Source organism: Bradyrhizobium sp. Ghvi (assembly GCF_900115265.1).
GTDB lineage: Bacteria > Pseudomonadota > Alphaproteobacteria > Rhizobiales > Xanthobacteraceae > Bradyrhizobium.
Genome location: NZ_FOVU01000012.1, coordinates 164,598 through 175,245, shown reverse-complemented (window position 1 = coordinate 175,245; position 10,648 = coordinate 164,598). Strand labels below are relative to the sequence as shown.

Below are 10,648 nucleotides of genomic sequence, written 5' to 3'. Positions count from 1 at the left end.
TTCGAACGCTTCAACGGCGGCTTAAATCCTGGCGCAGCGAGCAAGCGAATGCGCTGCTGTTCGCTCCTACGGAGAAAATGCCACCAAGGTCAGAGGTCTCGACAACGCAATGATGTAGCGGCTGCCAGCGGAGGAGGCCGGGCGCTCCGAAACCCCGGCCATCTCCGCACCCGGCCTCCTCCTCAACCTAAGCCAGGAGCAAAATAAATGAGGCAACCGATCGCGCCCGGGAGCATCGATACGTGAGGCAATACGCCTTCCATCCTGATCGCCGCGCGACAGTGTCGAGACGGGCTCAACAATATGGCTGCCATCTCCGGAGGTGAAAGCAGGATTAGCACCACAAATCCAGCGGGCGCAGCGGCAAGCGCAAGTTCCGCGAACATCAGCGCAAAGCACTCAGAACACGGAGCAGGTGCGATCCGATTGTTAACAAGCAATCCGTCGCCTGGCCCATCGCGAGTTTTTGCGCTACCGCCGGACCTGGGCGCTAGTCTATAGGACCAAAGCGGACTTTGCATCCAGACAGGGTCACACGGCCAGTTTGAGAGGACTCGGCTCAGGAGCGGTCTCTTGTGAACACACTGGCAGGAGGGAGGCCGGAGCCCGCGGTCACTCTGCCAATAGCCGGCTCCGGTCTGGGAGGGCCGTCACGTGCTGTGCCCAACGCTCAAGCGCCTCGCGCATCTCGGTCGCATACCGAGCGCGGTTATATACCCCAGCAACGCCCGCCCGGTGACCGCTGACATGGTTTAGGATCGCCTCCACGATGTGTGGCAACACGCCAAGCCGGTCGGCCATCATTGTGGAGGCCGATCTTCGTAGATCGTGAACTGTCCAACGGGGTAGGGGCGCCCCCAGGGTTTTCGCCATGCGTGCATCAAGCGCCGCCTTCGACTTGGACCAGCCTGAGAAACCACGATGGGGTTCACCGCTGCGCCGGGGCCCGTCACCAAAAAGGAATTCTCGGCCAATTTGGCGGTGTGGCAGTAGGGATAAGGCGGCAGGAACCAATGGTAGCGAGTGCTCGCGACGGTTCTTGGTCCGGGCGCTGGGCAGCGTCCAGAGCCCCGACAAGGTATCAAGTTCGGCCCATTGCATGCTGCCTACTTCGTCTCGGCGCTGAGCTGTGAGCAGCAACAAACGCACAATGCGCCCATAATCGTCATCGCCACAGGCGTGCCAGATGGCTGATAGTTCCCTCTCCGTGAGGACCCGTTCGCGGCTTCCCGGCTGTACGGGTCGGTTAGTGCCGAGTACCGGGTTCGCAATAATGTCGAGGCCCTCGCGTATTGCCCAGTTGAACGTTGAGGACAGGGCGGTACGGGCGCGGGCAGCTGAGACCGGTCCATGAACGCATGCGAGGTCAGCGACACGAGCCGAAATATGGCGACGGTTGATCTGGAAAACCGAGATCGGGTGCAGGGGTTTCCAACTGACCAACAAGTAGCGTTCAACTTCAGAATAGGTCCGGGGCTTCAACCTTTGCTTGGCGTCCCGGAGATACTGATCAGCGATCACCCGGAGGGTGTCGGCCGCCTGCAGGCGCGCCTTTGCTTTCTCGGCTGCCGGGTCTTTGCCATTGGCAACCAACCCCAAAAGCCGCTTGGCCTCCTTGCGTGCGAGCTCGGGTGTCCACGGGGAACCATGAGGACCGATCGTGACGAAGCGCTGACGGCTGAACACGCGGTACTTGAGGACATAGGTCGCCTGGTCGCGTTGACGCCGAACGCCAAAGCCCCGCACCGCTTCGCGGTGGTCTGCATCCCAGATAGTCTCGCCCGGCTTGAGTGCTTGCACTGCACGGATCGTGATACTCGAAACCGCCATCGATCGCCTCTGTAGCTACCACGTAGCTACCACGATAGCGCCAATTGCAGCGCACGTAAGGCGGAGATCGGCGGTCTTATTTATTGATATTATTGAACTTTTCGTACGAAAGGCGGAAATGGCGTATCGTCGGCGGAGCCCTAGCTGTGTCTGTGGAACAGGAGGTCGGTGGTTCGAGCCCACCCAACTGTACCAGCGCTGTATTTTCCGTCTGCTGAAGCTCGCTCTGGTTTTCGCCTGCCCGATCGCGCGCGCCTCAAAGATTACGCGTGAGCCTTGGCCAATTCATACTGCGAAGTCAGCAGCTCAACGGGTATGTGCCATTCAGCGCTGATCTTGCGGATCATATCAAGCGTCAACGGGCGGACGCGATTCAGGATCTCGGACGCGCGATTCCGTCCGATGAGTTCACTCAAGTCAGTCTGAGTTTTTCCCATGGAGTCGATCGCGAACTCCAGGACCTCGACTGGATCGGCATGAGGAATTTCGAAGTGCGCGTCTTCGTACGACCGGATGAGAGTTGCGAGCACCTCAAACCCGTCGCTCTCGGGCGTACCGATTGCGGGCTGGGCCTCGAAACAACGAGCTATCTCGCCAATCGCCCAGTTGTAGTCATGTTCGTTATGGAGAGGCCGAACATCCATCATCACACCGTCTCCGCATCTATCTTGTCGTAGTCTTTGTGCGTACCGACAAACTTGATCAGGGCGGCTTTGTGTAGATACGCAAAGTGAATGACGAGGCGGTACTTGTTTCCACCTATATCGAAGATGGCTCTGCTATCTCCGACAAAGTCGACATTGGCTCCAAACGCCCTCTTCAAATCCGCGGGCGACCGTATCACCACAACCCTTAGGTCGCCCTCCTCCCCCTCCGCACCACTCGCCGCCCCAAACCAAGCTGTCCCCTCAGCTGCCTGATCGCCAAATCCTCCCCTTCCACCCACCCCCCGAAATCAACATCCAGCATGTCCTCTTCCAGCGCCGCGGCATCGCCGCCGATGCCGATCAGGAATCGTCGCTTGCGCGGCTCGGCGACGATGGTGTGCAGCGTTTGGCAGTTGCCGTAGTTGTGGAAGGCCGGCGAGGCCGAGAGGTTCAGCGCACTAAAAGTCTGTTCGGCACTGAGCGCGCGCGCGGCCCAGCCTTCGAGAGGTGGCAGGCGGTCAATCGAGTGGGCAACGCGGCGGTTCAAGGCTCGCAGTTGCGCCGACTGGAAGTGATTGGTGCAGGCGAGCCAATCGCCCAGACGCACCGCGACAGTACCAGCTCCGGCTTCGACCACCGCCGCCACGCCGCCGGAATCGAGCAGCGAATAATTGTAACTCATGGCATGCGGCGTGCGACGTAGAAAGGCGACGGCTTCCGCTGTCGTCGCGCAGCTGTCGAGCACGCGCCTGATCAGCAACGTGCTGGTGAGGCCCGGCGATCGCGGTCGCGCCCGCACCAGATGCAGGCCGATGGACAGGCCGTGCTCGTTCATGCCGTCGAGGCGTCCCGTCAATTGGTGACTGCTGCCGATGCTGGCGTAGCTGCCGCGCACCTGGATCAGCGCGAAGCGCGCCTCGTAGCCGCGCGGCCAGAAATCATAGTTGCGACCATAGACGCCGCCGCTCATCACGGCCGAGCAGCCCCCCGTTGGCATCCGCAAGCCATCATTGCCGAAATGAGCAACCGCGCGCTCAAGGGGGATGTTGAGCCCTTCGGCGATCCCGCCGATCTCCTCCCACAGGTCAGGGCCGTATGTCCTGAAGGCGCGCTCCTCGGTTCGAACATTGAACCACCATGGCAGCCGCACATTTTTGCGGCGGAGAAACGCCTTGCCCCTCAGCGTCGCCGCAAAGGCATCCGCCTGAGCCCGGCCAACCTCGTAAGGCGTGCCGCGACACTGCACGACGTGGACGCGGAGCATCTTGGGAGCGGACGCCATGGGGATGCCTTGGTGAATCGTGCCAAGATGATCCCATGCGGCAAATCCGGAAGGCAATAGCCCGATCGAGTCAGCCCCCGCGGCGGTTCAGATGGATGCCGTCATCGTGAAATTTCCAGCCGTTGAGATCTCCCACTTCATCAGGAGACATGCGCAGTATCAGGGTTGGAAAGGCGTCCCGATACATCGGCAGGAGGCGAAATTCTGTAAGGGCGCACGCGGTCTGGGCGGGTGGCGAGGACGTCCGGAACAAGGACGCGTCCGCCGAAAACCGTGATGAGAATTGCGGCGAGGTGCTGGACTGCCGATCCTGCAGCCGCACGCATCGTCACTGCCCCCCAACAATCCGCACCAGCTCCACCTCGAGCCTCAACCCCGGCGCCTGTTTCGCAAACCCCGTGCAAGACGTCGACGTTTCATCGACCGACCGCCCCGACACGACGATGTCGATCTCGTCCAATCCGAACACGCCGGGCGGGGCCGCGACCACGCGCTTTGCAGAAAGACTGGCTTTGAAGTGCTCGCCCTGCTGCGTCCAGTGTCCCGCATAGGCAAACGTGTCGTCGCCGCCGTCCAGTTTCCCGTCGGGGCCGAACTCGACCACGCCGGCGCCTTCGCCGACCGGCGTTTTGAACCAAACGGAATATTTGCCCGGGGTGATCACAGCAGCCACCCTATCACCGGTATCAACGTCGAATTGAGCGAGATCAAAATGGCGATCGCGTGATCGGCGGGTGTTGCAGACTTCGCACCCGCAGAATTACGGAAGCTAAAAATTGACGACAACAGTACTTAGTTCCGCGAGCGCAGGCGATCTATCTCACCCCGCCACCATCATCACCACACCGGAAACGTCACCGCCGCCAGCAGCGTCCCCAGCGCTACCGCGCACGCCGGGTCCACCAGCCGAACGACCGCGACAGCGCACTAACCTCAAGCCTCCAAATCACGCGGGATCGGAACCCTCGCAACCAAGCAGTTGTGCACTGTCAGTTTGGCAAGAGCTTCAATTGGCCGACGCGACCCGCATCTGCGCTCGAATGTCGGGGGAAGCTGAAGCCGACTTCGATACGCCAACTGGTTTGCTGGGCGTCCCGAACGCCTGCACCGCAGAGGCAGCCTTGTCCAGATCAGTGTACAGCGTGTCCAGTGTCTGTACCGCCGTCTGGAAGCCTTCCCAGGTCAAGGTCGGATTGGCGAGCTTGTCGTTCTCATCGATGATCTGGTCGAGCAGCTTGTCGATACCTTGTACGGTCGCATCGAACGTGTAGGATTGCCGCTGCGCGAGATAGGCCTGGTAGGCATTGTCGAGTTCAAATCCATTCGCGGCGACAAAGTAGTTGCTTTGGTAGGTCGGAATCTTTCTCAAGGGCTGATCGCGAATGAAAATGAGCTTCTCGTTCGCGCACTCGTCCCACGCGCTGAACGCTGCCTGTTCCTTGGCAAGGAATTTCGGATAGTAGCGCTTCAGATACTTGACGGCTGTAGCTAGCGGCTTTTGCGCCTTGTGTGCTGCATCGCTGATCTGCCCAACGGCAATCAGTCCACGAACGTCAGTCGCGAGCGTGCCTAGCGCGCTCAGCGCCTCCGTTGCCGATTTGGTCGGGATGTCAGGAATATAGCCCGCAGCCGTGGTGCCGATCGCCACGATCTGCTTGATGACCTTCTGATCGTTTTGAGCGCTGGTCGAGATCGCCGTCATCAATTTTAGATAGGCACCCACATATTCGAGACTGGAAGTCCAATACTTGTTGACGTGATCTTCCGTGACGAGCGTGCCGGGGTCTTTCGCGGCCACGTATCGCTTGTAGAGTGTGCTCTTTGGGTCTCCGCAATTGTAGTCTTGCCCAGAGAGGTAGAGCAGGCCCTTGTTCTCGGCCTGCCACGCCGCGATCAGCTTGGCTTCCATCGCCGTGGTCGCACCGATAGACGATTGGAACGATGACACGGCTCCCGGAATAAGTTTCGACGGATCGAGCCCGGTGCAGTTAGTAAGCGCCAAACTTGCGCACGTAGATGCCAATAGTCTCTTCATCGGAGTGCCCCCTTTTATGCCCGGTTCCATTTCCGCAAGGAAAGCGGGACCGGGTAAGGGGGTGGCAGGTAGTTTTGTGCATTTTCCACAGGTAAAGGTTGTATTGGCGCACTGGCCGCAGTGGCCGAAACTGAGCGTCACTCAAAAGCTGCCGTCAAGTGGTGCCGGCGGCAGAGCTATCGCATGGGCTTGGATCGCTCTGCTCAAACGATCCCGGTGCATTTCAGGTGACCGATCTTACCTTGCCCCAGCCATCACCCACACCACCACCGGCAGCGTCACCGCCGCCAGCAGCGTGCCCAGCGCCACCGCGCCGGACACCGGGTTCACCTGCCGCTGATACTGCGCGGCGAAGATGTAGGCGTTGGCGCCGGTCGGCATCGCCGCGAACAGCACGATGACGCCGCTCGCAACCGGCGGCAGGCCCAGCAGCTTTGCCAGCACGAACGCTGTCGCCGGCATGGCGAGCAGCTTGAGCGCGCACATCACGGCGACGCTTAACGTCTCGCCCTTCACTTCGAAGCGAAACAGGTTGATGCCGAGCGCGATCAGCGCGGCCGGCGAGCCCGCTTGCGCCAGCAGCTCGATGGTCTTGTCGACCACGGGGGTGAGGCCGAGACCGGTGAAGCGCCAGATCACGCCAAAAGCGATTCCGAGCATCAAGGGGTTGCGCACGAGATCTGCGAGCACGGGCCACAGCACCGCCAGAGGCGAGCTGTTTCCTTTGCGGCTGACGAGCTCCATCTGCAGGATGCCGCAGAGCCACAGCAGCGGCGTGTTCACCGACAGGATCAGCGACATCGGCCCCGCGGCCTCGTTGCCGAGCGCAGAGAGCACGAGCGGAATGCCGAGCATCACGATGTTGCCGTAGACCGAGCCGATCGCGAACACGATACCGTCCTCTCTGGTGTCGCGGCCCTTGCGCAAGAACGCTGAGATGACAAGCGCCGCGATCCAGGTCAGCGCCAGCGCGCCGTAATAGGCGCCCCACATCCTGTAGGGACTGACGTCGGGGAATTCGGACACCACGATGGTGCGAAACAACAGCGCGGGGATCGCGATGCTGAAGGCGAACTCGGAGATGCCCTTGTGCGCGCCCTCGGAGACGAAGCGAAACAGCACCGACGCATAACCGGCCGCGATCAACGCAAACACCGGCGCGACGATCAAGATTGTGGCCATACGGTTCTCCCTCACGGGGAGATCAGGCCCACCACCCCAAGCGTCTCGATCATGCCATCATGCCGCTGTTTTGCCCGACGTGTCAAAGGGATTTCGTAAAATCCGCAAGGTGGTGCGAATTCGCGAGGCGAGCCAGGGACGTGGCTACTGTGCATGGGGTTGTTTTCGCGGTTCGGGCAGGGGGCTTCCCCGCGCGCAACCGTCATCCTCCGCGACCCGGCCACGGAGGAGATGGCGAGCCGCCCTCCCTGTTGCCGAGACCGCACACGTCCGACCTTTCGCCTCCGCCCTCGTTGCCAACCAACGCCCGTTCACCCACACTCCCGCCCGACTCGTCATTTGGGGGGATCGATGCCGGTATCTCGCGTCACGACGTCCTGGGCCGCCGCAAGCCTCGCACTCGCCGTTCTGGTCCTGCCGGGCCGGGGCTTTGCCTATACGCCGGAGGAGCAGCAGGCCTGCACGCCGGATGCGATGCGGCTGTGTGGCGAGTTCGTTCCCAACGTCGATGCCATCACCGCCTGCATGATCCAGAAGAAGGCGCAGTTGTCGCCGCAATGCGCGGTGTTCTTCCGCCGCGGGCCGGAGCCGGGCGAGGTCCGCGCCGGCAGGCCGACCAACATCAAGCCGGTCGTCGCCAAGAAGACAAAGTCGAGGGCGGCCAAGAAGAAAAAGACCGACGACGGCTAGCGCCGCGTTCCCTGCTCGAAACCTCCGCGCGCCCCTCGCGTCAAAATGAAGGGGCACACCAGCCACAGGACAGCACCGGACTCGTTTTGTTCGCGCTGCTCGCGCAACGCTTGCAGCGATTGCGCTTCTGCGCTGGAAAGCTTGCCGTAAGGATTTGCGCGGCGAGGTTGTAGCTCGAAACTTTTCCGCGCGATTGCATCAGAAACATTACGACTGCCGGGCGTGAACAGCGGTTCATAGCTGTCGTCGCGCGAGGCAGTGTGACTCAAATGTGCCATGTCCTGTTATTTCGTGGCGGCGAGGAACCCCCGGGCAAATTTTTCTTTCCCGAATCAGCGTGGTGATTCATTTTCGCGGCCTGGGGTCAATCTGGAGGCCAGAGGTATGAACGTTATTGTTTTTGCATCGCGTAAAGGCGGCTCGGGCAAGAGTACCCTGGCTGCACATCTCGCTGCGCAGATCAAGGCGAGCAAGCAGGTGATGCTGGTGGACGCCGATCCGCAGGGCTCGCTGACGCTGTGGCACAAGCTGCGTGGCACCAACGAGCCGCCGATCAAGGCGGCCGTGAACTCGGTCAGCGGCATCGTCTCCGCGGCCAAGCGCGACGGTTACGAATGGGTGTTGATCGACACGCCGCCGAATCTCTCGGCCGTCGTCGACGATGCGATCAAGAATGCCACCATGGTGGTGATCCCCGCCCGTCCCGGCGTGTTCGACGTCAACGCGGTGCAGGAAACCATCCAGATGTGCCGTGCCGCCCGCAAGCCCTACGCGGTCGTGCTCAACGGTGCGCCGGCCAAGCGCGACGAAGCCGAAAGCCCAATCGTCACCATCGCCCGCGAGGCGCTGGCCAAGTTTCGCGCTCCGGTATGGGGCGGTCAGATCACCAATCGTTCGGATTTGTTGATGGCACTCAGCCACGGCGAAGGCGCGCGTGAATATCAGGCCGAGAGCCGTGCAGCCCAGGAAATTGCAAGACTATGGGCGGCGATCGAGCGTTCAGTGAAAGCAATTCGCGGCACGGCGTCGGCTTCCGGCGCAATGCACAAGCAGGCGGCATAATTTCATTCAATCATTCCCCGGACGACGAACGCGCGGGAAGTCCGCGCGTTTTGCGTTTTTGGGGACCGACAGTGAAGTTAGGCCACCATCAGCATGTAGAACAGAATGACCGGCGACAGCGTCAGGATCACCGACCAGATGCCGACGGCCCAGATGATGTCTTCGGTGGAAAAGCCCTGCTGCTCGGTATCGTCAAGGCCGTACTGCGTGGCGCCGCAATGCGACGCCATATCATTCTGATTGGTCATGATCGCCCCCGCGATTTCTTCGCTTATGGGGATCAACAATACGCGGGACGCTTTAAGATTCCGGCTTGCAGCGCCGCTCGCATTTTGAGCGCATTTGTGACGCCGGCTTAACTATCCGCTCAGCCCGCGAGCCAGACCCGAAGCAGCAGCGCCGGCATCAGGCCGAGCATCACGGCCCAGAAGCCGAATGACGACACCAGCAGGATTCCCTGCCAAAGATCGGTAGGCGCGAAGGTTTCCGCCGCGGTCGGGCGAGCGCGTTGGCCCATGGTCATTCCCCCTTTTGATGGACATCGAGGCGAAACGATAGGCGCCTTTGCGTAAACGAGACGTGGATGCACCATGCGGCAGATGCGAAGTCCATTCGCGACCAGTTAACCAACGCGACGCTCTCACCGCCTCTCCGCGTTATTACGGGGAGAGGCGAGGCCGAGCGTTACGCCGCGACCTTCACGCGCCGCTCGCTCTCGCGATCGAGCGCGGCGGCGAGTTCGCTGCTCACCTCCACCATCGGCAGGCGCACCTCGGGGCTGTCGATCAGGCCCGACCGCCACAGCCAGTACTTCGCCGGTGCCGGGCTCGGTTCGGTGAACAACAGCCCCGTCAGCTCCTCGACCTCCTGCCAGCGGGCCTCTGCCGCGACCGGATTGCCGCGCCTCAGCTCGGCATGGACGGCGGCGAAGGTCGCGGTCTCGAAATGGGCAGAGAGCAGGATGCCGCCATCGGCACCGTCGCTGAGCGCCTCGAAATAATGGGCATCCTCGCCGGTGAGCACGGCAAAGCCCTTCGGCCGGTCGCGCAGCAGCGCGATCGATTGCTCGCGGCTCGCGCTGCAATCCTTCAAGCCGATGATGTTGGGATGCTCCGCAAGCCGCAGCATGGTCTGGTTGGTGATGCCGACGGCGCAGCGATAGGGAATGTTGTAGAGCGCGAGCGGCCAGGCGGCGTGATCGGCCAGCGCCTCGAAATGAGCCGATATGCCCCGCTGCGACGGTCGCACGTAATAAGGGGGCGCGATCAGATAGAAGTCGATCGGCCAGTCCGCGGTCTCGTCCAGTCGGCCCTTCAGCCGCGAAGTGTCCGCACCCGATAGCCCGAGCCCGATCGGAACGTTGCGGCGGCCGGCCGCGATCTCGTCGCGTACGATGGCAACGAGGCGTTCGAGCTCGTTATCGCGCAGCGTCATGCCTTCGCCGGAGGTCGCCCCCAGAATGAAGCCGTCGATCGCCTGGGTGCAGTAGTGCCGCGTCAGCCGCCGCAGCGAGGTCTCGTCGAGGCGGCCCTCGCGAAACGGCGTCACCAGCGGCAGCCAGAGTCCGTGCAGATGGGTTCGCAAATCAGTCATGTTCCTTCTCCTTCTCAAAGATGAACCTGAGACGGAGGGCACATGAAAAAACCCCGTCCAGGTGGCGGGGTTTTCGGGATTGTCTCGCGATGACGAAGTCAGCCTAGCGCGCAAGCATCCGCGGTCCCCGGATGGGGGCCTTTTTTTGAGGCGATTGCGCACGACTTCGTGATCATTTGGAAATGATGCGGGGTATACCCGAAACTGTCAATACTCGCGGAAGGCGAAAGCCTGATCGGACAGAAAAAAAGCCGGACCCGAAAGGGCCCGGCTTAGGTATTGGCCACGTGAGGCCGACACAATCACCTTCCAAGAGGGATTACTGAA

General features: G+C 61.5%; 13 protein-coding genes. 2 read left to right on the top strand and 11 right to left on the bottom strand.

Annotated features, from left to right (window positions below):
• Positions 1–612: 612 nt before the first annotated feature.
• The 7 genes from BM374_RS32080 to BM374_RS32050 all read right to left on the bottom strand — a co-directional run bounded on the left by BM374_RS32080 (position 613) and on the right by BM374_RS32050 (position 6,976).
• Positions 613–1,830 (bottom strand): tyrosine-type recombinase/integrase, encoded by a 1,218-nt coding sequence (locus BM374_RS32080; RefSeq protein WP_092302116.1) that lies wholly within the window; start codon positions 1,828–1,830, stop codon positions 613–615.
• A 263-nt stretch (positions 1,831–2,093) separates the two neighbouring features.
• On the bottom strand, positions 2,094–2,477 hold the full coding sequence (locus BM374_RS32075) for a helix-turn-helix domain-containing protein (protein WP_244552764.1): 384 nt from the start codon (positions 2,475–2,477) through the stop codon (positions 2,094–2,096).
• Positions 2,477–2,776 carry a type II toxin-antitoxin system HigB family toxin gene (locus BM374_RS40340; protein WP_092302144.1) on the bottom strand — a complete coding sequence of 100 codons (300 nt, stop codon included), beginning with the start codon at positions 2,774–2,776 and terminating at the stop codon, positions 2,477–2,479. The genes BM374_RS32075 and BM374_RS40340 overlap by 1 nt, the downstream gene beginning before the upstream one ends.
• Positions 2,683–3,759: a C45 family autoproteolytic acyltransferase/hydrolase gene (locus tag BM374_RS32065; RefSeq protein WP_092302115.1), complete on the bottom strand. Its 1,077-nt coding sequence runs from the start codon at positions 3,757–3,759 to the stop codon at positions 2,683–2,685. Before BM374_RS32065 ends, BM374_RS40340 begins: the two co-directional genes overlap by 94 nt.
• A gap of 328 nt (positions 3,760–4,087) precedes the next feature.
• Positions 4,088–4,432 carry a hypothetical protein gene (locus tag BM374_RS32060; RefSeq protein ID WP_143270301.1) on the bottom strand — a complete coding sequence of 115 codons (345 nt, stop codon included), beginning with the start codon at positions 4,430–4,432 and terminating at the stop codon, positions 4,088–4,090.
• Positions 4,433–4,765: 333 nt separating this feature from the next.
• On the bottom strand, positions 4,766–5,668 hold the full coding sequence (locus BM374_RS32055; protein WP_092302113.1) for a hypothetical protein: 903 nt from the start codon (positions 5,666–5,668) through the stop codon (positions 4,766–4,768).
• A gap of 363 nt (positions 5,669–6,031) precedes the next feature.
• Positions 6,032–6,976 (bottom strand): AEC family transporter, encoded by a 945-nt coding sequence (locus BM374_RS32050; protein WP_092302112.1) that lies wholly within the window; start codon positions 6,974–6,976, stop codon positions 6,032–6,034.
• A gap of 351 nt (positions 6,977–7,327) precedes the next feature.
• Between BM374_RS32050 and BM374_RS32045 the strand changes: the two genes are divergently transcribed.
• Complete coding sequence (locus tag BM374_RS32045; protein ID WP_092302111.1) at positions 7,328–7,666, top strand: hypothetical protein; 339 nt, start codon at positions 7,328–7,330, stop codon at positions 7,664–7,666.
• Here the strand turns inward: BM374_RS32045 and BM374_RS38160 are convergent.
• Positions 7,663–7,944 (bottom strand): hypothetical protein, encoded by a 282-nt coding sequence (locus BM374_RS38160; RefSeq protein WP_143270300.1) that lies wholly within the window; start codon positions 7,942–7,944, stop codon positions 7,663–7,665. The genes BM374_RS32045 and BM374_RS38160 overlap by 4 nt on opposite strands.
• A 106-nt stretch (positions 7,945–8,050) precedes the next feature.
• Here BM374_RS38160 and BM374_RS40335 point away from each other — a divergent pair, with 106 nt between their 5' ends.
• A complete protein-coding gene (locus tag BM374_RS40335; RefSeq protein ID WP_025032179.1) occupies positions 8,051–8,728 on the top strand; it encodes an AAA family ATPase in 678 nt (225 codons plus the stop codon).
• Positions 8,729–8,805: 77 nt separating this feature from the next.
• On the opposite strand, the gene BM374_RS32035 is transcribed toward BM374_RS40335, so the two are convergent.
• From BM374_RS32035 to BM374_RS32030, 3 genes are all read right to left on the bottom strand, one after another.
• Complete coding sequence (locus tag BM374_RS32035; RefSeq protein WP_177248663.1) at positions 8,806–8,976, bottom strand: hypothetical protein; 171 nt, start codon at positions 8,974–8,976, stop codon at positions 8,806–8,808.
• Between the two features lie 119 nt (positions 8,977–9,095).
• Positions 9,096–9,245 (bottom strand): hypothetical protein, encoded by a 150-nt coding sequence (locus tag BM374_RS38905; protein WP_177248681.1) that lies wholly within the window; start codon positions 9,243–9,245, stop codon positions 9,096–9,098.
• 167 nt (positions 9,246–9,412) lie between these two features.
• Complete coding sequence (locus BM374_RS32030) at positions 9,413–10,321, bottom strand: 4-hydroxy-tetrahydrodipicolinate synthase family protein (protein ID WP_177248680.1); 909 nt, start codon at positions 10,319–10,321, stop codon at positions 9,413–9,415.
• Between the last annotated feature and the right edge of the window lie 327 nt (positions 10,322–10,648).